Consider the following 21,530-nt stretch of genomic DNA (forward strand, 5'->3'; position numbering starts at 1 on the left):
CTCACCCGGCTCAGCCCGGCAGCCGGACCGGCATCAGCAGGTAGGTGTACGGGCTCTCGATGGCCGCGAACGCCCCCGATTCGGACGGCTGCGGCTCCTCCTCGGCCGCGGGCAGCAGCACGGCGGGGCGGCTCGGCGTGGTGAAGCCGAAGGTTACCCGCTCAGCGTGCAGCGCGGAGAGGCCGTCGACCAGGTAGCCGGGGTTGAACGCGATGGTCAGCGGCTCGCCGCGGAACTCGGCCTCCAGCCACTCCTCGGCCCGCCCGGCATCGTCGCCGCCGGCCGAGAGCTGCAGCCCGTCGGCGGAGAACTCCAGCCGCACCTGGGCGCCGCGCTCGGCCACCAGCGCGACGCGCTTGATCGCCTCGGTGAGCGGCGCGACGCCGAGCGTGGCGATCGAGGTGTGCTCCTTGGGGAGCAACTGGCGGAACTTGGGGAATTCGGCGTCGAGCAGCCGGGTGGTGGTGCGCCTGCCGCCGTTCACGATGCCGAGCAGCCCGTCCGCGCCCGCACCGGAGCCGAGCGAGAGCTGCACCGGCGCGTCGGAGGCGCTGAGCGTCTTGGCGGCCTCGGAGAGCGTGCGCGCCGGGATCAGCACCGCGGTCTCGACGTCGGGGCGGGCCGGCTGCCACTCCAGGTGCCGCACGGCGAGCCGGAAGCGGTCGGTGGCGGCGAGCACCACCTTCTCGCCCTCGATCTCCACCCGGATGCCGGTGAGCATCGGCAGCGTGTCGTCCCGGCCCGCGGCGACGGCCACCTGGCCGACGGCGGCGCCGAACACGTCGACCCCCACCGAGCCGGTCTGCTGCGGCACCTCGGGCAGCTGGGGATAGTCCTCCACCGGCATGGTCGGCAGCGAGAACTTGGCGCTGCCGCAGGCGATCAGCACCCGGGTGCCGTCCAGCGAGACGTCGACCGGCTTGTTCGACAGTGACTTGGTGATGTCGGCGAGCAGCCGCCCCGACACCAGCACCCGCCCCGGCCCCGCGACCTCGGCGGCCACCCGCATCTGCGCGGAGACCTCGTAGTCGAAGCCGGAGACGGTCAGCCCGTCCTCGTCGGCGACCAGCAGCACGCCGCCGAGCACCGGCACCGGTGGCCGGGACGGCAGACTGCGCGCCACCCAGGCCACGGAGTCGGCGAAGTCCTCGCGGGCGACCCGAAACTTCATGCCGGAAAGCTCCATCGCCTGACCCGTCCTCTCCCGTTGGCGTCCAGTTCCGTCGATCTGCGTGCGGCGAACCCGCGGCTGCGCTCGGCGGGGCGACCCGATCGCTGCCCACGCAGTCTGGCACACGCGACCGACATCAAACCGTACTCGCGCGGTCGAGCGCATATCGCCCGAACCCCGCCTCCGCCTCCCTGCTCCCCGTCGCGCTCCGGCCGCGAGGTCGTCGCACCGTTTTCCACACAGCCTGTTTCAAAAGAGATCTCTCTGAGAAGAGAAATGAAGCAGTAGTAGGTCCTGTGGAATCTGTGGACTCCAGGCGATTCCGCAGGTGGGACGGCGTGGTGCCGTGGGGATGGACGGTGAGTGTCTCGAGGATGAACGAGGGGCGGCTGTGGACGGGCGAAAGTTGTCCACCATCCATCCTCGAGTCATCCACCGGTTGTTCCACCATCGAACCCCAGTTGTGCACACATGTGCAGGAATCCGTGGACTACCTTGGGATTCCTCGAGGAGTCCACAGGAACTCCTCGAGGAATCCACAGGGCGCTGACCGGCATCTGCCCAGCTCAGCGCCTGGGAGTGAAATCGCCTGTGGAAACTGGGGATTCCCCACCTGTGCACAGTGCTCCCGAAGCTCCGCGCCGAGCCTGTGGACGAATCGGTGGACAACCCCGTGGATTCCTCGAGGATTCCCTGTGGATTCCTCGAGGAATCCACAGGCACAAAAAATGCACTGCCCCTGGTCAGGGGCAGTGCACAGGTGTTAGTGAAGGATCAGCGCGAGCGCTGCTTGATTCGGGCTGTGAGTTCTTGCACCTGGTCGTACACCCGGCGCCGCTCGGTCATCTCCTTGCGCACCTTCTTCTCCGCGTACATCACCGTGGTGTGGTCGCGGCCGAAGGCCTGGCCGATCTTCGGCAGCGAGAGGTCGGTGAGCTCCCGGCAGAGGTACATGGCGATCTGCCTGGCCTGCGCGAGCGGCCGCGCCTTCCCCGGCCCGGTGAGCTCCTCCATGGTGGTGTTGAAGTACTCCGCGGTGACCGCCATGATCGTCGCCGCGTTGATCTCCAGCGCTGCGGTGTCCGGCATGAGGTCGCGCAGCACCACCTCGGCCAGCGAGATGTCCAGCGGCTGGCCGTTCAGCGAGGCGAAGGCGGTGACCCGGATCAGCGCGCCCTCCAGCTCCCGGATATTGCGCTCGACCCGGCTCGCGATCAGCTCCAGCACGTCGTGCGGGACATCGAGGCGGTCCATCCGCGCCTTCTTGCGCAGGATGGCGATCCGGGTCTCCAGCTCCGGCGGCTGCACATCGGTGATCAGCCCCCACTCGAAGCGGGTGCGCAGCCGCTCCTCCAGGGTGGCCAGCTGCTTGGGCGGCCGGTCCGAGGAGACCACGATCTGCTTGTTCGCGTTGTGCAGCGTATTGAAGGTGTGGAAGAACTCCTCCTGGATGCCCTCCTTGCCCTCGATGAACTGGATGTCGTCGACGAGCAGGATGTCGGTCTCCCGGTAGCGCCGCTTGAAGGCGACCTTGCGGTCGTCGCGCAGGCTGTTGATGAAGTCGTTGGTGAACTCCTCGGTGGAGACGTACTTCACCCGCATGCCGGGGAAGAGCCGCTGCGCGTAGTGCCCGGCCGCGTGCAGCAGGTGCGTCTTGCCGAGGCCGGAGGCGCCCCAGACGAAGAGCGGGTTGTAGGCGCGGGCGGGCGCCTCGGCGATCGCCACTGCCGCGGCGTGCGCGAAGCGGTTCGACGCGCCGATGACGAAGGTCTCGAAGGTGTACTTGGCGTTCAGGCTCGCCGAGGAGGGCGGGGTCGCGCTCTCCTGGCTCTTGGCGAAATACGTCGGCCAGGCATTGCGCACCGGGACCACCGGCTCGTCGTCCGGCGCGGTGACCGGTTCCGGCTGCGGTGCCGCTTTGCCGTCCTCGTCGTCGTCCCGGCTCCAGCCGCGGCCGGGGAGGTCGGCGCCGAAGAGCGTGTCCTGGCCCGCCCGCGCGCCGTCCCTGCGCTCGGCGCCCGGCTCCCGGAAGGGGCTCTCCGCGCCGTCGAAGCCGCGCTGGTCGCCGTCGCGGCCGCGGCGCTCGCCGTCGGGGTAGGGCCGCGGCCGCTCGCCGTCGTACCCGCGCGGCGTGTCGCTCTCGCCGAACCGGGGTGGCTCGGAGTAGCGGGGCTCGGCGTAGCGGGGGCCGTCCTCGTACCCGGTGTCATCGGCGCCGGGGAACGGCCTGCGCTCGGCATGCTCCTCCTCGGGCTGTCTGCCGAAGCCGCCGCGCTCGCCGTAGCCGGGGTAGCGGGCGGGCGCCTCCGGCTCGCCGGCGTAGCCGTAGCCGCCGGGCCGGGTGCGGTAGGCGGTGTCGCCCGCGTACTCGTTCTCCTCCGGGTAGCCGGGTTCGGCGAAGCGGGCGCCGCCCTGGTAGCCGGGCTCGCCGCGGTACTCCTCGCGCGGCGCGGGCTCGGCGGGCTCGGCGGCTTCGTACCTGCCGTAGCCGGTGCGGGCGTGCTCGCCCTCCGGGCGCGAGGTCATCCTGGCGTGCCGCGCCCCGGTGCCCGCGCGTTCGGCGGCGCCGGGCGCGGGCGCCGCGATCCGCACCCCGAGCCCCTCCACCTGCGGCCCGAGCCTGCGGCCGAGCGAGCGCAGGATGGGCTCGCGCAGGTCGCGCTCGATCGCCTCCTGGGCGAGCGAGGATGGCACCGACAGCAGCGCGAAACCCTGCGCCACCGTCAGCGGCTTGACGAGCTTGAGCCAGGCCTGCTGGGCGCGGGAGACCGCCGCGATCGCGCCGTCCGGCGAACCGGCGGTGAGCTCGGCGACCACCTCGGGCCAGACGGTGGCCAGCACATTCTGCTCGTCGTCCATGCAATTGCCTCCCCGGAATCGGTCGAGTGGAGCAGACGGCCGGACGCGCGGCGGAGCGGGTGCGCACCCGTGATCCCGCATACATCCGAAGCCGGCTCGAAGCTGCCCGAATCCCCCGTCCGGGCCGCGGCGTGGCACCGTCGGCCCTACGAATATGCCACTCGGCCGGACTTTCCACACAATCTATCCACAGATGTGGAGAACCCTGGGGATGAAGGCAAAAGCCCCGGTGAGCGCCGCTGCGGGGCCTGGACCTGCACTTCTGTGGCTACCGATGAGCAACTGCGGTCCGGCGGGCGGGGCACGAGCGTCAGGGGATGTGGACGAACTCACGATAGCCGGTGCGCGGGACCCGCGGAAGGGAGGGGGTGCGCGGAACCCGGGGGGCGAGTTTGACCTGGTCGAACGGTCTCAGTACCCTCATACAGTCATCCCCCGGTGTGATGGGTGGTCCTGTGCTGACCGAAATCGGTCGTGATCGACCGACTGTGCGCCGGGGCCGATCCGCGCCGCGAGGCCGGACGGATGTTTCACCGACAAGCTTCGGGCGCCGCGGGGTGCCCACCGACTCGAGGAGTGTTCAACCGTGGCCAAGGGCAAGCGGACGTTCCAGCCGAACAACCGTCGTCGGGCGCGGGTGCACGGCTTCCGCCTCCGGATGCGCACCCGTGCGGGTCGCGCCATCGTCTCGGCGCGCCGCCGCAAGGGCCGCGCCGAACTGACTGCCTGATCCCGATCGCTCTCGGACGCTCGGGTGTTGCCTGAGCCGTATCGGTTGCATCATCGTGCCGATTTCTCCCGGGCGGTGCGCCGCGGCCAGCGAATCGGGAGACGAGATCTGGTCGTGCACGCGTTCACGCACGAGCACGACCAGGGCTCCGGCGCGTCCGCAGCCACCGGGAGGGAGCCGGTACAGGCTCTACCGACCGAACCGGCGGTCCGCATCGGCGGTCCGCGGTTCGGCCTGATCGTCAGCAAGGCGGTGGGCTCCGCGGTGATCCGTCACCGGGTGGCCCGCCGCCTGCGTCATATCTGCGCCCAGGTGCAGGCCGAGCTGCCCGCGGAGATCGACATCGTGATCCGGGCGCTCCCCGGCTCGGCGGCGGCCGGCTCGGACGACCTGCTCCGGCAGCTCCGCACGGCGCTGCGCAAGCTCGGGCTCACCGACCGGGCGGGCAGCCCGTTGTGACGCGCATCGCGCGGCTGCCCGCGAACGCGCTGATCTTCCTGATCGAGCTGTATCGGACCTACGTGTCCCCCACCCGCATGCCGATCTGCCGATTCACCCCCACCTGCAGCGAGTACGCGGTCACCGCGCTGCGCACGCGGGGGCTGGTGATCGGGCTGTTGCTGACGGTCGTGCGACTGGTCAAATGCGCGCCCTGGCACCCTGGTGGGTGGGACCCGGTTCCGGAACGGAAACGAGGCGCGCGCCGCACCGCGGACGCGGCGGGGCCGAAGGCTTGGTAAAGGATCGCCGCGCGCGGTGATCGGCGAGACGTAACGACGGGAGTACACAGAACCGTGCTCGATTTCATCTACTATCCGGTGTCCTGGATTCTGTGGTTCTGGCACCGAGTATTCGGGTTCGTGTTCGGCGCGGACAACGGTGCCAGCTGGGCGCTGGCGGTGGTGTTCCTCGTCTTCACGCTGCGGCTGGTGCTGTACAAGCCCTTCGTGCGCCAGGTGCGGACCACCAAGCAGATGCAGGAGCTGCAGCCGCAGATCAAGGAGCTGCAGAAGAAGTACAAGAACGATCGCCAGAAGATGGCGACCGAGATGCAGAAGCTGCAGAAGGAGAACGGCTTCAACCCGCTCATGGGTTGCCTGCCGGTGCTCGCGCAGGTGCCGGTCTTCCTCGGGCTGTTCCATGTGCTCCGCTCGTTCAACCGCACCGGCCACGGCATCGGCCAGCTCGGCATGAACGCCTATGACAACGCGCACACCCCGAACTACGTCTTCAGCGCGGTCGACGTCCAGTCCTTCCTGAGCGCCCGCATCTTCGGCGCGCCGATCTCCGCGTTCATCACCGCGCCCGTCTCCGAGCTGCAGGCCTTCGCCGACTGGGGCGGGGTGCCGAGCAAGCTGAGCATCGCGCTGGTCGCCATCCCGCTCATGGTGGTCGCCAGTGTCGCGACCCACTTCAACGCGCGGGCCTCGGTCGCCAGGCAGACGCCGGAGGCCGCGGCCAACCCGCAGGCCGCGATCATGAACAAGCTCGCGCTCTGGGTCTTCCCGCTCGGCGTGCTCGTCGGCGGCCCGTTCCTGCCGATCGCCGTCCTGCTCTACTGGGTCTCCAACAACATCTGGACCTACGGGCAGCAGCACCTCGTCTTCGGCCGCATGGAGCAGGAGGAGCTGGCCAAGAAGCAGGCGAAGCTGGACCAGCGGTCGCAGAACGCGCCGAAGCCCGGCGCCAAGCCGGTGGACACCAGGAAGAAGCCGCGGCAGCCCGCGGCCGATACCGAGGAGCCCGCGAGCACCAATGGCTCCGAGCCCAGCGCCAAGCCGGCCGCGAAGGCGTCCGGGAAGACCTCCGGTCAGAAGCGTCCCGGCGGGCAGAAGCGCCCGGCCAACCGCGGCCGCGCCAATCAGAAGCGCAGGCGTTGACAGCTGTCCGTTGTCGCGGGTTACGGGGCGAGGCGAACCGTTTCCCGCGGAGAACAGATGAAGGAAAATCACATGACTGCTGAGATCGACGGAGGGGACGCCACCGTGGCGACGACGACTGTGAACGCCGATCCGGAGACCGACGAGGTCGAGAGCGACGCGGAAGAGGCGCTCATCGAAGAGGGCGAGATCGCCGGCGATTACCTCGAGCAGTTGCTCGACGTACTCGATTTCGACGGTGACATCGACCTCGATGTCGAGGGCGACCGTGCTGTGGTGAGCATCGACGGCGGCAAGGATCTCGCCAAGCTCGTCGGCCGCAATGGCGAGGTGCTCGACGCGCTGCAGGAGCTGACCCGGCTCGCGGTCCAGCAGGCGACCGGCGAGCGCAGCCGGCTCATGCTCGACGTCGCGGGCTGGCGGGCCAAGCGCCGCTCCGAGCTGAGCGCGCTCGGCGAGGCCGCGGCGCAGCGGGTGCTGGCCAGCGGCGCACCCGAGCCGCTCGTCCCCATGACCCCGTTCGAGCGCAAGATCGTGCACGACGCGGTGGCGTCGGTGGAGGGCGTGGCGAGCGAGAGCGAGGGCGTCGAGCCGAACCGGCACGTGGTGGTCGTGCCTGCGTGACGCACCCCGCCGCGGCGGATGATTGGATAGGGCCTCTGGTCTCCGGACCGGAGGCCCTCGCCGTCTCCGGCCCCCTCCTGTGTCGGAAGGATGTTTCACGTGGAACCTGACCTCGGTGCCGTCGAGCCGAGCCTCGTCGAGCCGCCGCCGGCCGCCGCGCTGATCTTCGGCGACCGGTTGCCGCTCGCGGTGCGGTACCACGCCGCGCTCGCCTCGTCCGGTGTCGAGCGCGGGCTCATCGGGCCGCGGGAGGTGCCCCGGCTGTGGGATCGGCACATTCTCAACTGCGCCGTGCTCGGAGAGCTGATCGAGGCGGGGTCGACCGTGGTCGATGTCGGGAGCGGTGCCGGGCTGCCGGGGATTCCGCTCGCCATCGCGCGGCCGGACCTTCGCATCTCGCTCGTGGAGCCATTGCTTCGGCGGACCGTGTTCCTCAGCGAGTTCCTCGAGGAGGCGGAGCTGCCGGTGACCGTCGTGCGCGGGCGGGCCGAGCAGGACGGGGTGCTGAAGGAGGTCGGTGGGGCGGATGTCGTCACCTCCCGGGCCGTGGCTCCGCTTGGGAAGCTCGCGCAGTGGTCGATGCCATTGCTTCGGGATCATGGGCGGATGCTCGCGCTCAAGGGAAGCAGTGCGCGGGAAGAGATCGAGCGGGATGCGCACGATCTCGCGCGGGCCGGTGCAGGGGGCGTGGCGGTGCTGGAGTGCGGAGGTGAAGTTCTGGAGGTTGCGACGGTGGTGATCTCGGCGGAGCTGCTTCCCCGGTCCGAGCGGGCGGCGCTGCGGCGTGCGGTGAAGGGGCGGAAGGGTGGGGTCCGGGGGAAGTAGTGGTTTCACGTGAAACGGGGGTGGGTGCGGCGGCGGCGCTGTCCCGATAGCGCCTCGGCTGACAGGTGAGGCGCCGTCGCAATGCGGCAGTCGAGTGCTGCGAGGTGAGCGGTGGTCGGTGGACGCTGGCTCGTCAACAAGCTGGGTGCTTCCTCGTGGCTCCCGCCCCGCGATCAACGACAAGTTCGGCGGCAGGGGTTCTGGCGAGCCACTGGTGGAAGTTCGACGTGCAGGATCGCCATCGCCGGGGATCGGAAATCCGCCCCTGCCCTCCGAGTCCCCCTCGCGCCGCCGAGCACTCCACTCTCCACGGATCGGCGCTGAGCTGGTTGGTGGCGCGACGGTCGGGCCGATCCGAGCGAACCCGGCGTACTGCGGTCCGCGTTGACGCGCGACGACCGCTTCTTCGGCGCCACCTATGTTTCCCGTGAAACACGAGCGGTGACGCTCGCTCGAAGCTCCCGGCTCCACCTTGACGAGTGGCGGCGATGTCCGACGGGAGCGCCCACGTCCTGTTCGGTGCGCGCGTGGTGCACAGCCGTCGAGCGACGGTGCTGGCCGTCGATGACGGCCTCGACGCTGCCGGCAGCAACGGCGCCGAACCAGACCTGCCCGATGGGGAGACGCGGACGATTGCCAGTGCCGGAGTGGTTCCTTTGTTTTGGCCGGCCCACCGCGAACAGCGCGGGAAGCGCTCCTGGCTTCTTTCGGCGGAAGGGCGGGCTGCGACCCGCGTGTACCGCGCGGAGTTCCGTCATCGAATCTCGGGCGTGCTTGTTTCACGTGGATCGGTTCGCCATCGTCGACAGGTGGGAGGCGGCGCGCGTTCCCACTCAGGTACGGCCGATGCGGAACAGCGCTCGCCGCCCCGGCTCCGGGTTGCGGCGAACCTGACACCGCATCCGCCCGGGAGGCGAGCACGCGAGCGGCGCAGCAGCGTGGCGCAGTGGACTTGTTGCTCCGTCTCCCTGGCGCAGCTCCCTGGGGCAGCGACCGCCCGCGACGGGTCGTCCGGACACGTCTCGCCGCCCGCTCCACGAGCAGCAGAGCCCCTCGCGGGATCTGCTCATGTTTCACGGGAAACCGACCCAACCCCACTCCCCCGACAAACCCCCTGAACCAACCGGAACTACGGAAAATGCTCGATGTTTCACGGGAAACAATGCAGATTCCGCGTGTCGTCCACGCCCCGCCGCGATTCAGCTTTCGTTCCGCCCGCACTGCTGGCAAAGTAGTCACCGTCGGCGTGAGCGTAGTTGCCACGAAGGGATGTGGATGTCACGGCGGAAGCAGCAAGCTCCGCTCGGACCATCGGGTCTCGCGAATCCGAACAACGCATCTCGATCCCCCGACACGGCTGTGAACGATCCGACTCCGTGCACGTGCGTGCCGGTGTACGGGTCGTGAGTTCTCGGGTTAGGAGCAGTTATGTCGAGCGGGCCGGCGAATGTTTCACGGGAAACCACGTCGAGAGTTCCGGGGATGCTGGACTCCAGCAACTTCGATGCGGAGTCGTTCGGGAATACGCCCTTCGGGCACATCTCCGCGAGCGAGACCCCGATCGCCGTGGAAGCGCATCGGGCCAGTCAAGTGCTTCATCCAGGAGGTGTGACCGTGCCGAAGCCGCGTGAGCAGCGCATCCTGACGATCGCCAACCAGAAGGGCGGTGTTGGCAAGACCACCACGGCGGTGAACCTGGCGGCCGCGCTGGCGCACCAGGGAATGACCGTGCTGGTGATCGACCTCGATCCACAGGGCAATGCCAGCACCGCGCTCGGTATCGACCACTACTCGGGCGTGCCCTCCAGCTACGAGCTCCTCATCGGGGAGACCACGGTGCAGGAGGCGATCAAGGTCAGCCCGCACAGCGAGCGGCTGCTCTGCATCCCGGCCACCATCGACCTGGCCGGTGCGGAGATCGAGCTCGTCTCCATGGTCGCCAGGGAGGGCAGGCTCAAGGCCGCCATCCAGGAGGCCAACCTCGCGGGCTACAACATCGACTATGTCATGATCGACTGCCCGCCCTCGCTCGGGCTGCTCACGGTCAATGCCATGGTGGCGGCGAAGGAGGTGCTGATCCCGATCCAGTGCGAGTACTACGCGCTGGAGGGCGTCGGGCAGCTCATTCGCAATATCGGGCTGGTGCAGGCGCACCTCAACCCCGAGTTGCACGTCTCCACCGTCATCCTCACCATGTACGACGGCCGGACCAAGCTGGCCGACCAGGTGGCCGAGGAGGTGCGCGCGCACTTCGGCGACGTGGTGCTGCGCTCGGTGATCCCGCGCAGTGTGAAGGTCTCCGAGGCGCCGGGCTACGGCATGACGGTGCTCGACTACGATCCCGGTTCCCGGGGCGCCATGAGCTACCTCGACGCGGGCCGGGAAATCGCCGCCCGCGGCGTGGCGCAGCGCAACGACGCCGCCAGTGCCTGACCGCCTGCGACGATTGAGAACCCGGGCCGGTGGCGAACAAGGAAGGGATCGGTAGGCCGATGACGCAGGCGAAGAAGGGCGGATTGGGACGCGGGCTGGCCGCGTTGATTCCGACGGGCCCGGTGGGGCCGCCCGGTAACGGCACCGCCCTGAGCGACCCCGTTCCGGCGCCCACTCCCCTCCCCCGTGCGGTGCCGATCGGCGCCACCGAGCTCCCGGACCTCACCGGCCTGGTCGACACCGGCGGCGCGGTCTACCGCGAGATCCCGCCGGAGAAGATCGAGCCGAACCCCAAGCAGCCGCGCACGTACTTCGAGGAGGACGCGCTCGCGGAGCTGGTGCACTCCATCCGCGAGTTCGGGCTCATGCAGCCGATCGTGGTCCGCCGGGTGCAGCCGGGCGCCGACCGCTACCAGCTCGTCATGGGCGAGCGGCGGTGGCGGGCCAGCCAGGAGGCTGGGCTCACCGCCATTCCGGCCATCGTCCGGGAGACCGCCGACGACTCCATGCTGCGCGACGCGCTGCTGGAGAACATCCACCGGGTGCAGCTCAACCCGCTCGAAGAGGCGGCGGCCTACCAGCAGTTGCTGGAGGAGTTCGGCGTCACGCACGAGGAGCTGGCGGGCAAGCTCGGCCGCTCCCGCCCGGTGATCACCAATATGATCCGGTTGCTGAAGCTGCCGATCGCGGTGCAGCGCCGGGTCGCGGCGGGGGTGCTCTCCGCGGGCCACGCTCGCGCCCTGCTCGGGCTGGACGCCGGAGCCGACGCCCAGGAGGTGCTGGCCGCCCGGATCGTCGCCGAGGGGCTCTCGGTGCGGGCGACCGAGGAGGCCGTCACCCTAGCCAACCGCGATCTCGACTCGGTGATCAAGCCCGCGCCGGTGCGCCGCAAGCCGATTCACATGCCCGGGCTCCAGACCGTGGCCGAGCGGCTCTCCGAGTCGTTCGATACCAGGGTGGTCGTGAGCATGGGTAAGCGTAAGGGCAAGATCGTGGTCGAGTTCGGCTCGGTCGAAGACCTGGAGCGCATCGTCGGAATGATGGAGCAGCAGCAGCACGGCGGGTGACCCATATGTGGATTTTCGGCGCTGTCAGCCGATGACCGAGAGGCCAGGCTTGAAACGTCACTGTGACAGTGCCGGAAATCCGACTGCGAAAGCGGCGTCGGCCCCGAAGGGTTTCGGATTTCGACGGATCGCCTATTCTTGCGAGCGAGACCAGTGAGCGTAGACGAATCGGACAGCTGGAGGCTGAGCAGAGCGGTGTCGACCAGCGTCACAGCACTCACCCTCGGGGAGCTCGACAAGTTGCCCACGCACGCACGGCGGTGCGTGTTCTGGGAGATCGATCCCGCCGTCGCCGAGGACTCCAGGGAATTCAGCGACCCGGTCTTCGAGAAGGAGGCCTGGCTCTCCACGGTCATGCTGGAGTGGGGCTCCTGCGGCCAGATCGCCGAGGTGGACGGACAGGGCGCGGGGTGCGCGCTCTACTCCCCGCCGAGCGCGGTGCCGCGCGCCGGGCTCTTCCCGACCTCGCCGGTGAGCCCGGATGCCATCCTGCTGACCACGCTGCGGGCCGAATCGCTCTACGCCGACCGAGACATTACCCACCAGCTGATCCAGGCCGTGGTGGCCGATCTGGTGCGCCGCGGCGTCCGCGCGCTGGAGGCCTTCGGCATTCGCGCCGCTCCCCCGGCTACCCTGCTCGGCGAACGCACGGGGGGTTCCATGCGGTTGCTGGAGCGCATCGACAGCCCCTCCTTCGGCGCGGCGCCGAGCGCGAGCGCCGCCATCGGCCCGTGCTCGCCGGAGACCTGCATGATCGAGGCCGGCTTCCTGGAGGATGTCGGCTTCGAGGTGGTGGCGCCGCACCACCGCTTCCCGCGGCTGCGGCTGGAGATCGACTCCGACCACGGCTGGAAGGAGGATGTCGAGCGCGCGCTGGACCAGCTGCTCGCGGCCGCCTCGATGACCCCGCCCGCCCGCGTCGGCGCCACCTGCTGAACCGGAGACGACAGTGGCCCGCCGGAATCGGGCGGGCCACTGCTGTCCTGGTTTACATCCGGTCGGCCGCGGCCAGCTCCTCGGCGAGCAGCTCGGCGAAGGTGTAGGTGCCGGTGGGCTGGTCGTCCTGGCCGAGCAGGTACAGCCGCTTCACCGAGACCAGGATGGCCTCGGCGATCACGTCGCGCATGCGGGGCGTGGTGAGCACCGAGGCGTCGTACTCGTTGGTGAGGTAGCCGATATCGACCTGGACCGTCGGCATCTTGGTGAGCCGGAGCAGGTCCCAGGTGCGCGGGTGCGTGCGGCAGTCCTGCAGCGAGGTCCGCGCCACCACCTCGCGCTGGATGTAGCCGGCCAGCACCTGGCCGATCATGGAGACCGAGCCGTGCGAGTTGCCGAAGTAGAAGCCGGCCACACCGTTCGCCGACGGGCTCGGGTTGGTGGCGCAGCGCAGCGAGATCATGAGGTCGGCGTCGAAGGCATTCGAGGTCTCGGCGCGCTCGGCATCGCTGGGGTTGGCGTTCCAGGGCCGGGAGAGGAAGGTCTCCATGCCGGTGGCGGCCATCCGGCCCTCCAGCCTGCTGGCCAGATCCCAGAGGATCTCGGACTCGTAGACGTCGCCGAACTCGGTCGGCACCGGATAGCCGCGGTCGGGGCCGCCGAGGCCGGGGTCGATCACGATGCGCTTGCCGGTGAGCTGCGGCCCGGCCCGGTGCACGACCTCCTCCTCGGCGATCCGGTGCGGATTGCCGCCGGTCACGCGGGCGCCGAGCAGCTCGAGCGAGCGCAGCGTGTCCGGCCCGCAGATGCCGTCGGCGGCCAAGCCGATCTCGCGCTGGAAGGCGGTGAGCCCCTCGTGCGTGTGCGGGCCGAAGTAGCCGTCCACCCGGTGCACGTAGAAGCCGAGATCCTGCAGCCGGCGCTGCAGCGTGGCGACGTCGTCGCCGTACAGCGGCGCGGAGAGCTGGTAGATGAGGGTGCGGGCACCGAGCCGGTAGGAGGCTTCCTTGAGCGCCCGGTAGGTCGCCGGGCCGACAATGCCGTCCACCAGCAGCCCGCGGTGCTGCTGGAAGGCGCGCACCGCGGAGTCGAGCGGGTGATCGAAGGAGGCCTCGACGTCCTTCCAGTACTCCGGCGGGTCGTTCTGATCGGCGCCCGCATGAGAGTTCAGGAATCCCAGACTCGCCAGGGTGCTCCGGACTTCCGCGACCGCCGGACCGCCGTCGCCGTGACGAAGTCGGTGCATGCGTGAGGGCCCTTTCCTTCCGTTGAACCCGGGTACCCACTCATGCGACGGTGTGAACCCTCGCACGACCGGAACGTCGGTCGATTGTCTCAGACCTCGGCCACAACCCCGCAATCGCGGGTCCCAGGCATCCTACGGCGAGTCGGCGCTTCCCGGCGTCAGATGACGCCGTCGAGTTCGCGCAGCAGCGCGGCCTTGCCCTTGGCCCCGACGATGCTCTTGACCGGCTTGCCGCCGGAGAACAGCATCATGGTCGGCAGCGAGAGCACCCCGTAGTCGCGCATGGTGTCGGGGTTGGCGTCCACGTCCAGCTTGGCGATGGTGAGCTTGTCGGCGTGCGTGCCCGCGATCTCCTCCAGGACCGGGGCGACCATCTTGCACGGGCCGCACCAGTCGGCCCAGAAGTCGACGAGTACGGGCTTCTCGCTGAGCAGGACGTCGTCGGCGAACGAGGCGTCGGTGACGGTCACCGTCTTCTTGTCGGACACGGGGTATCTCCTTGTGCTGGAACGGGGTCCGTCAGGACACCGGGGTCACCGGGGAACCGGCGTGGTCGAGCGTGTTCGACGTGATGTCGCCCTGCTCGCCCAGCCACCGCTCGGCGTCGATCGCGGCGCGGCACCCGGTGCCCGCGGCGGTGATCGCCTGGCGGTAGATGTGGTCCACGAGATCGCCGACGGCGAATACGCCGGGGATCTTCGTGGCGGTGGTCGGGTGCTGCACCTGCACGTACCCGTCGGCGTCCAGCTCGACCTGGCCGCGCACCAGCTCGCTGCGCGGGTCGTGCCCGATGGCGACGAACAGGCCGGTGGCGGCGAGCTCGGAGGTCTCCCCGGTCTTGGTGTCGCGCAGCGTCAGGCTGGTCACCGCGGAATCGCCGTTGACCTCGATGACCTCGGTGTTCAGCACGAACTTGATCTTCTCGTTGGCCTTGGCGCGCTCCAGCATGATGCGGGAGGCGCGGAACTCCTCGCGGCGGTGCACGATGGTGACCGTGGTGGCGAACTTGGTGAGGAAGATCGCCTCCTCCATCGCCGAATCGCCGCCGCCGACCACTACGATCTCCTGGCCCTTGAAGAAGAAGCCGTCACAGGTGGCGCAGGCGCTGACGCCGCGGCCGAGCAGCTTCTCCTCACCGGGGACGCCCAGGTAGCGGGCGGCCGAGCCCATGGCGAGGATGACGGCGTAGGCGCGGTAGGTCTCGTCGCCGACCGTCACGGTCTTGATCGGGCCGGAGAGGTCGATGGCGTCGACATCCTCGGTGCGGATCTCGGTGCCGAAGCGCTTGGCCTGCTCGCGCATCTCGTCCATGAGGTCGGGGCCCATGATGCCGGCGCGGAAGCCGGGGAAGTTCTCCACCTCGGTGGTGGTCATCAGCGCGCCGCCGAACTGGGTGCCCTCGAACAGCAGCGGCTCGAGCTCGGCGCGCGCGGCATACACGGCGGCGGTGTACCCGGCGGGGCCGGAGCCGACGATGATCAGGTCGCGAACAGGCGTGCTCATGGGGCCCTTCCGAAGGAGTGGGACGTCGGACGTCTCGGTCAACACCAGGGTATCGGGTGGAATTCCCGGTGTGGTGCGGGCCGCTCGGCGGCGAAATCGCGGGCTGTGCGGGCGATCACCCGATGTCGGTGCGGGTGAGCTGCTGCGGATCGCCGGTGGTGCAGCCGGTGCCGACCACCAGCGCGGTGACGCCGGGCGAGCGCGGCCCCGCAAGCAGGATCAGTACCGCCGGGCCGCCGCGGAAGACCACGTCGGTGGAGCCGAGCACCGGCCGCTCCAGGCCGTTGGCGGCGACGCAGCGCTGCAGGGCGGCCGCGCTGCCGAGCGCGCCGGTGACGTCGTTGCGCCCCATGACGCCGAGCGCCGCCGCCGAGGTGAGCTGGTCGCCGACGTTCAGCGCGGTCGGCGGTTGCGCGGTCGGGGTGCCGGGCTCGGTGCCGGTGCGCAGGACGGCGGTGATGCCCGCGGCGACGGTGAGGATCAGGAGCGCCGCGGCGGCCGCGGAGAGCAGGGAGGCGCGCCGTCTGCGCCGGGACGCCAGCGGGACGACGGTGCCCGTCCCCGACCCCGCCGGGGACGCGGTGCCGGGGACCGGAGCACCGAGTAGCGCCCCCGCCTCGATGTCGCCGGAATCAAGGGTGAGCGGGGTCGTCGCCTCGACGCTGCCCGGCCTCGGCATGTCTACCGCTGCGCCACGGGCACCGCTCTCGTCCGCGCCGCCCCGATACCCACCCCGCTCGGTCGGCTCGACCCCATCGAGATCGGTGACGAACCGCTCCAACCGAGCGGCGATATCGGCGGGCATGGCCTGCACCACCCGCTCCTCGGAGCCGAGCGCCCGGATCCTGGTGCTCACCTCGTCCAACGACCGGAGCACCCGGAGCGCCTCGGGATCGCGGTTCACCGCGGGCCACATCTGCGCCCGGACCTCGGGCTCGAGATTCCCCGCATGCAGATCGGCCAGAATGTCCGCGGAGAACGGAGGCTGCGGGACCGAACGGGTCACCATCGCACCTCCGCTGTTCTCATCCGACATGGCACTCAGATCCCCTTCGCGACGGGGGCGGTCGTCACGGTCATCGCGCTGCGGTCCGTCACTATTAATGACGCACCGCCACTACGTCCGGTTCCCCGGGTCACGGAGATCCTCCAGCTGCTCCCGCAGCCGGAGCCGGGCGCGGGCACACCGGCTCTTGACGGTGCCCTCGGCGACCCCGAGCAGCACCGCCGTCTCAGCGACGCTGAGCCCCTCCAGGTCCACCGCGACCACGGCCGCGCGCTGATCCGGCGGCAGAGTGAACAATGCCCGCCCCAGCATCAACGAAACTTCCAATTCGGCGATTCCATCCCGGGGATCCGCCGGATCCGGCATGGTCTCCGGCGAGAGCGAGATCGCCCGCCTGGCTTTGTTCCGCCGGATGCGGTCGAGGCAGGCGTTCACCACGATGGTGTGCATCCAGCTGCGCACCTCGGAGTCGCCGCGGAAGGAGCCGGCGGTGCGGTGCGCGTTCAGCAGCGCGTCCTGCAGCGAATCGGCCGCGTCCTCCCTGGTGTAGGCGATGCGCATGGCGGTCTGCCAGAGATGATCCCGATGCCTGCGCAGCAGCTCGGCGAAGGCGTGCTGCTGCCCGGCGACGTGCGCGCGCAGCAGCTCGATATCGCTCGGCGCATCGGGCTCGAACAGCCGCGACTTCCCCCCGCGGTTCACTTCGGACGACAATGCCAAACCCCTTGGACAGCGCTCCCTGCGGTGCAGGCGGTCGCCGGCACCAGCTCCCCTGCCGAGAGCGCGCAGCGATCATAGCGTCGGTGACGATTCGGGAGCAACCGGACCGCGTGGGCCGGGTAACCCCTGTTACGCAGGGATTTTCAGGGTGTGGCGTTGAAGCGGAGCTCGCCGATGGTGGTCTGGAAGCGGCCGCCGTCACTGCTGAGGCCGGTGATCCAGACCAGGACGTAGCGGGCGGCCTGATCGGTGCGCACCGGGATGTCGGTGACGCCGTTCGCCAGCCGGGCCGAGCCGATCAGCTGGGTCTGGTCCAGCGTCGGCGACTCGGTGGGCGAGGTGCGGATCTCCACCGTGCTGCCCGCGCTCGGCGACTCGATGGCGACCGAGCTGAGCCGCGCGGGGGTCGGCAGCGTGGCCAGCAGCCCGACGCCCTTCTTGAGCGCGGGGAACTGCTGGAAGTACTGGTCGGTGCGCCAGGTGCTGGCCGGGTCGCGGTCGATCACGGCGTCGGCGTTGCCGGTGCCGTCCGGGGTGCCCTCCGGCGAGAAGACGCCGACAGCGGTGGCGGGCACCGGCGCGACGCCGGTGTTCGCGGCGGGCTCGGCCGGGCCGATCGGCGCGGCGGGCGGGGCGGTGGTCTCGCTGGTCAGGCCGATATTGTTGGACTGGTCGAGCGGCTCGGACGGCTCGCCGCCCGCGAACAGGCTGACCATCCACCAGATCACGATGCCGACGACGAGCGCGGCCAGGATGCCGAGCCCGACCATGATCCAGAGCATGCGCTGCGAGCGCTCCCGCTCGGCGGCGAGCAGCTCCGGGTCGGCGAGCGACTCCTCGACCGGCGGCTGCTGTCGCTGGCCGAGCCGGAGCACCGGGATGAAATCGGTCTTCTGGTCGACGACCGAGGCCTGCTCCAGCACGTGCTGGACGGTGGCGGCGGTGCGCACGCCCTTGTTCGACTCCAGCGAGCGCACCGCGACCGCGGAGATCTCGAAGGGCACCTCGGGCCGCACCTGGCGCGGCTCGACGGGGGTGCCGTCCTGGCCGAAGTCGGCGAGCCGGAGCCCGCCGACGGTGGCGGCCTGGCCGCTCAGCCCGCCGGAGCGGATCGGCCAGCGGGCCAGGATGAGGGCGTAGAGCATGGCGCCGAGGCCGCGCACGTCGCCCTGGGCGTCGGCATCGCTGAGCGTGCCGGGGAAGGCGAGTACGGCGTCGCCGGAGGCGCTGATCCGCACCCGATCCGGGTGGTCGATGGAGAGCGCGCCGCCGCCGCGGTGCGCCAGCTCGGCGGCCGAGGCGAGTACCCGGATGGCGCGCGCGGCGCCGATCGGCGACGGCACCGTCTCGGCCATCTCGCGCAGCGAGCGGCCGGGGGTCCACTCGGCGACCACGATGCCGCCGGAGGAGCCGCGCACCACGTCGAGCACCCTGGCCAGGCCGGGCGAGTTGATCCGGCCGAGCCGCAGCGTGCGGGAGAGGATGGCCTGCGGGCCGTCCTGCCCGGAGTTGTCGCCGGACTTCTGATCGGCGTCGACGAAGGTCAGCGCGACCTCGCGGTCCAGCTTGATGTCGAGCGCCTGCCAGAACTTGAGCCCGCGCGAGCCGCCGCAGTCGGCCAGCAGCCGGTACCGGCCACCCGCCACCGAGGCGCCGGGGATGAGCTTCGGGCCGCGCGGAATCCGGCGGCCGGGGCCCTGCTCGCCGCCGACGGGCGGGATCGGCAGCATGCCGGTGTCGTACAGGGGATCGCGCGGCGGGTGCGCGTGCGCGGAGCCGGTGTCCGGGCCCGCGCCTGGCGGCACCGCGGCCTCGGGGGGAAGGTCGCCGGGGCCGATCCGGACCGTCGCCTGGGCGTCCGGCGGGACCGGGCCGGGCTGGGGCGCGCCGGGCGGCGGCACCGGGGCGCCGGACGCCCGCGGCGGTACCCGCCCGCCCTGCTCCGGTTGCAACGGCTGCTCCGCGGGCCGATGCTCGGTGGAGAGCCCGGCGGGCCGGTTCCCTGGAGAATCGTCGGCCGGGACGCCGCCCACCGCGTCGTCGCTCACCCTCGGTCCTCCTTCGGCCGGATACGTCGAAGTCTCGTCGTCGCCACTTGTGCTTCTCTGCCGAACAGGGTACGGGAAGTGCCCCGAACCGGTACGGCCAACGGCGTCCGGCCGGATGACCGGAAGCACCATGGTCTGGGTGGAGTCCCCGTAGGGGTCGAACCGCGGGTACTCGTACTGGTCGCGGCGCTGCAGCACCCGGGTCGCCTCCTCGGCGGCGGGCGAGTCGAGGTCGAGGTCGGGGGCGGGCGGGGTGATGCCGAGGCGGCGCGAGACGGCGACCGTGATCGCCACGATCTCCGGGATCCCGGCCAGGCGCATCAGCCCGAAGGCGACGCCGAACATGACGACCGCGAGGATCGCCACCCGGATCAGCGAGCCGGGGCCGCCGAACGACTCGGAGAGCCGCCCGAGCCCGAGCACCCGGTCCACGATGAGCATCACCGCGCCGCCCGCGATCGCGGCGAGCACCACCCGGGAGACCGTGCGCCCGACGTTCGCCATCCGCAGATCGCCGAGGCTGCGGTGCAGCAGGTAGCCGCCGATGAACGCGCCCGCGGTGTAGCCGAGGCCGTTGGCCGCGCCGAGCATGATCACCACGTGCGAGCTGTCGCTGGAGAGCACCGGGGCGAGCGCGGAGAAGATGATCTTCACCGCGGTGATGCCGAGGACGATCCAGGTGGGCGTCCATGCCTGCTCGCGGGCGTAGAAGACGCGCAGGTGGATCAGCACCATCGAGTACGGGATCAGCGCGAACGCCGACCAGCTGACCGCCTGGCCGAGCCGCTCGGCATCCTCGGCGAAGCGGGCGTAGCCGAAGAGCGCCTCGCCGACCTGCGGGCCTGCCAGGGTCAGGAAGATCACCACCGGGACCAGCGCGATCATGGTGAGCCGGGTGGCGACCGAGAGGTCGTCGACGACGGCGGGGGTGTCGTCGGCGGCGGCATTGCGGCTCAGCCGGGGCATGATCGCGGTGAGCAGGGTGACGCCGAGGACACCGTACGGGAGTTGCAGCAGCAGCCAGGCATTGGAGTAGATCGCGGGGCCCGCCTCGTCGGCGTGCGACGAGATGTTGTTGGCGACGATCAGCCCGACCTGGCTGATCAGCACATACAGGATGATCGCGATGCCCATCCGGCCGAACTGCTTGAGCCTGGCATCGATACCCCACAGCGGGCGCAGGTCGATGCCGTGCCTGCGGATGGCGGGCAGCAGGCTGGCGGCCTGCACGAAGACGCCGGTGGTCACGCCGAGGCCGAGGACGAGCAGCTTGGCATCGCCCATGGTCACCGGGTTCAGGCTGATCTCGCCGGGGGTGAGCGCGTAGGCGCCGAGCATGATCAGCACGACCACGTTGTTCAGCACCGGCGCCCACGCGCCGGGGCGGAACGCCTGCCTGGTGTTCAGGATCGCGGTGAGCAGCGCCGACATGCCGTAGAAGAGGATCGCCGGGACCAGCAGGAAGGTGAGCGCGGTGGTGAGCTCGGTGTTCACCTTGCCGTCCGAGGAGACGAAGACGTGCGTCGCCAGGATCGGGGCGGCGGCGGTGGCGAGCAGCGCGGCGACGGCCAGCACGGTGAACGCCGCGGTGACCAGGCGGCGGACGAAGGCGGCGCCGTGGTCGTCGTCCTCCTGTTCGGCGCGGATCAGGGTGGGGACCACGATGGCGGTGAGCACGGCGCCGAGCACCAGCTCGGCGATCATGTTCGGGATCAGGTTCGCCGAGACGAACGAGCTGGCCACGGCGGGGCCGAGCACGGCGAGCAGCAGCAGCTGCTTGCCGAAGCCGGTGATCCGGCTGATCAGGGTGGCGATGGCGATGGAGCCGGAGTCGCGGAGCAGGCGGGCGTTCGCGCTCTCCCTGGACTCCGGGCGCTCCGGCTCGGGGGCGAGCGCGGTTGCCGCTCCGGCGGACTGCGCGTAGCGCGAGGTCGCGGGCTCGGCCGGGCGGGCGTGTTTGGGCTCGGACGCCGGGATGCGCTGCGGGGCCGGGCGCTGCGAGGGGGCCTCGTGTGCGTGCTTGCGGTCCCGGCTCGGCTCGGCCGGGTAGCGCTGCCGGCCCGGGTGCGCGGGCTGGCGGGGCATGCCGCCGGAGGCGGGCTGGGCGCCGGGGCGGCGCGGGGGTACGGCGCGGCGGGGTTCACCGGGGATCGGCTCGCCGTGCGAGAGGGGGCGGGCGTCGCGCGGGGCCTGGGTGCCGCGCGGGGGCTGCGGTGGGGCCTCGGTACCGCGGTGCGACGTCGGCGGAGCCGCCTCCGCGCGCGGCGGGGCGGCCGGCTTGTGCGGTGCGGGGCGGTCGCCCGGGGCGGGGGAGATCGGCTCACCGCGCTGCGCGGGCGGGCGCTGCGGCATTCCACGCTCGTCGAGCGGGGGCGCGGGCCGAGGGGGGCGCTCACCGCGCGGCGGTGGTGCGGGACGTTCGCCGTAGTTCGGCGGCGGGATGTGCCGGTCGCCGTGCACGGGACCGGACGGGCGCTGCCGA

At 70.7% G+C, this 21,530-nt stretch carries 17 protein-coding genes; 9 read left to right on the forward strand and 8 right to left on the reverse strand.

Going from position 1 to position 21,530, the window contains the following annotated elements; translation table 11 throughout:
- Nucleotides 1-10: 10 nt before the first annotated feature.
- Both dnaN and dnaA read right to left on the reverse strand, forming a co-directional pair.
- Nucleotides 11-1,186, reverse strand: coding sequence for a DNA polymerase III subunit beta (gene dnaN, locus NH2_RS04975; protein WP_067648752.1), 1,176 nt, complete (start codon nt 1,184-1,186; stop codon nt 11-13).
- 759 nt (nt 1,187-1,945) lie between these two features.
- Entirely contained in the window at nt 1,946-4,030 is a 2,085-nt protein-coding gene (dnaA, locus tag NH2_RS04980; protein WP_067648755.1) for a chromosomal replication initiator protein DnaA, read from the reverse strand.
- Between the two features lie 586 nt (nt 4,031-4,616).
- Between dnaA and rpmH the strand changes: the two genes are divergently transcribed.
- The 9 genes from rpmH (at nt 4,617) to NH2_RS05020 (ending at nt 12,525) form a co-directional block, all read left to right on the forward strand.
- Complete coding sequence (rpmH, locus tag NH2_RS27930; protein WP_005516618.1) at nt 4,617-4,760, forward strand: 50S ribosomal protein L34; 144 nt, start codon at nt 4,617-4,619, stop codon at nt 4,758-4,760.
- 24 nt (nt 4,761-4,784) lie between these two features.
- On the forward strand, nt 4,785-5,219 hold the full coding sequence (gene rnpA, locus NH2_RS27935) for a ribonuclease P protein component (protein ID WP_084505219.1): 435 nt from the start codon (nt 4,785-4,787) through the stop codon (nt 5,217-5,219).
- Entirely contained in the window at nt 5,216-5,500 is a 285-nt protein-coding gene (gene yidD / locus NH2_RS04990; protein WP_067648758.1) for a membrane protein insertion efficiency factor YidD, read from the forward strand. The genes rnpA and yidD overlap by 4 nt, the downstream gene beginning before the upstream one ends.
- A gap of 54 nt (nt 5,501-5,554) precedes the next feature.
- Entirely contained in the window at nt 5,555-6,640 is a 1,086-nt protein-coding gene (gene yidC, locus NH2_RS04995; protein WP_067648761.1) for a membrane protein insertase YidC, read from the forward strand.
- 72 nt (nt 6,641-6,712) lie between these two features.
- Nucleotides 6,713-7,264 (forward strand): Jag family protein, encoded by a 552-nt coding sequence (locus NH2_RS05000; protein WP_067648764.1) that lies wholly within the window; start codon nt 6,713-6,715, stop codon nt 7,262-7,264.
- A gap of 90 nt (nt 7,265-7,354) precedes the next feature.
- Nucleotides 7,355-8,089, forward strand: coding sequence for a 16S rRNA (guanine(527)-N(7))-methyltransferase RsmG (gene rsmG / locus NH2_RS05005; protein WP_067648767.1), 735 nt, complete (start codon nt 7,355-7,357; stop codon nt 8,087-8,089).
- Nucleotides 8,090-9,517: 1,428 nt separating this feature from the next.
- Nucleotides 9,518-10,522, forward strand: coding sequence for a ParA family protein (locus NH2_RS05010; RefSeq protein WP_067648771.1), 1,005 nt, complete (start codon nt 9,518-9,520; stop codon nt 10,520-10,522).
- Nucleotides 10,523-10,581: 59 nt separating this feature from the next.
- A complete protein-coding gene (locus NH2_RS05015) occupies nt 10,582-11,589 on the forward strand; it encodes a ParB/RepB/Spo0J family partition protein (protein ID WP_067648774.1) in 1,008 nt (335 codons plus the stop codon).
- A 195-nt stretch (nt 11,590-11,784) separates the two neighbouring features.
- Entirely contained in the window at nt 11,785-12,525 is a 741-nt protein-coding gene (locus NH2_RS05020) for a hypothetical protein (RefSeq protein WP_067648777.1), read from the forward strand.
- 52 nt (nt 12,526-12,577) lie between these two features.
- Here NH2_RS05020 and NH2_RS05025 read toward each other — a convergent pair whose 3' ends face one another.
- The 6 genes from NH2_RS05025 to NH2_RS05050 all read right to left on the reverse strand — a co-directional run bounded on the left by NH2_RS05025 (nt 12,578) and on the right by NH2_RS05050 (nt 21,400).
- Nucleotides 12,578-13,771 carry an N-acetylmuramoyl-L-alanine amidase gene (locus NH2_RS05025; RefSeq protein WP_067648780.1) on the reverse strand — a complete coding sequence of 398 codons (1,194 nt, stop codon included), beginning with the start codon at nt 13,769-13,771 and terminating at the stop codon, nt 12,578-12,580.
- Between the two features lie 158 nt (nt 13,772-13,929).
- A complete protein-coding gene (trxA, locus tag NH2_RS05030) occupies nt 13,930-14,259 on the reverse strand; it encodes a thioredoxin (RefSeq protein ID WP_067648783.1) in 330 nt (109 codons plus the stop codon).
- 31 nt (nt 14,260-14,290) lie between these two features.
- The gene (gene trxB / locus NH2_RS05035; RefSeq protein ID WP_067648786.1) at nt 14,291-15,274 is read right to left on the reverse strand and encodes a thioredoxin-disulfide reductase; all 984 of its coding nucleotides are present in this window, start codon (nt 15,272-15,274) and stop codon (nt 14,291-14,293) included.
- Nucleotides 15,275-15,389: 115 nt separating this feature from the next.
- The gene (locus tag NH2_RS05040; protein WP_067648789.1) at nt 15,390-16,283 is read right to left on the reverse strand and encodes an RsmA family anti-sigma factor; all 894 of its coding nucleotides are present in this window, start codon (nt 16,281-16,283) and stop codon (nt 15,390-15,392) included.
- 108 nt (nt 16,284-16,391) lie between these two features.
- Entirely contained in the window at nt 16,392-16,982 is a 591-nt protein-coding gene (gene sigM, locus NH2_RS05045; protein ID WP_067648792.1) for an RNA polymerase sigma factor SigM, read from the reverse strand.
- Nucleotides 16,983-17,143: 161 nt separating this feature from the next.
- Nucleotides 17,144-21,400, reverse strand: a complete 4,257-nt coding sequence (locus NH2_RS05050) for a murein biosynthesis integral membrane protein MurJ (protein WP_084505221.1) — start codon at nt 21,398-21,400, stop codon at nt 17,144-17,146.
- Nucleotides 21,401-21,530: the final 130 nt, after the last annotated feature.

This window comes from Nocardia harenae NBRC 108248 (assembly GCF_001612885.1).
In the GTDB taxonomy this organism is placed as follows: Bacteria; Actinomycetota; Actinomycetes; order Mycobacteriales; family Mycobacteriaceae; genus Nocardia; species Nocardia harenae.

Excerpts from the sequence above, each read along its gene's own strand:
- dnaN (WP_067648752.1), bottom strand. The coding sequence starts at position 1,186 with ATGGAGCTTTCCGGCATGAAGTTTCGGGTCGCCCGCGAGGACTTCGCC.
- dnaA (WP_067648755.1), bottom strand. The coding sequence starts at position 4,030 with ATGGACGACGAGCAGAATGTGCTGGCCACCGTCTGGCCCGAGGTGGTC.
- NH2_RS05000 (WP_067648764.1), top strand. The coding sequence starts at position 6,713 with ATGACTGCTGAGATCGACGGAGGGGACGCCACCGTGGCGACGACGACT.
- rsmG (WP_067648767.1), top strand. The coding sequence starts at position 7,355 with ATGTTTCACGTGGAACCTGACCTCGGTGCCGTCGAGCCGAGCCTCGTC.
- NH2_RS05010 (WP_067648771.1), top strand. The coding sequence starts at position 9,518 with ATGTCGAGCGGGCCGGCGAATGTTTCACGGGAAACCACGTCGAGAGTT.
- NH2_RS05015 (WP_067648774.1), top strand. The coding sequence starts at position 10,582 with ATGACGCAGGCGAAGAAGGGCGGATTGGGACGCGGGCTGGCCGCGTTG.
- NH2_RS05025 (WP_067648780.1), bottom strand. The coding sequence starts at position 13,771 with ATGCACCGACTTCGTCACGGCGACGGCGGTCCGGCGGTCGCGGAAGTC.
- trxB (WP_067648786.1), bottom strand. The coding sequence starts at position 15,274 with ATGAGCACGCCTGTTCGCGACCTGATCATCGTCGGCTCCGGCCCCGCC.
- NH2_RS05040 (WP_067648789.1), bottom strand. The coding sequence starts at position 16,283 with ATGGTGACCCGTTCGGTCCCGCAGCCTCCGTTCTCCGCGGACATTCTG.
- NH2_RS05050 (WP_084505221.1), bottom strand. The coding sequence starts at position 21,400 with ATGCCGCAGCGCCCGCCCGCGCAGCGCGGTGAGCCGATCTCCCCCGCC.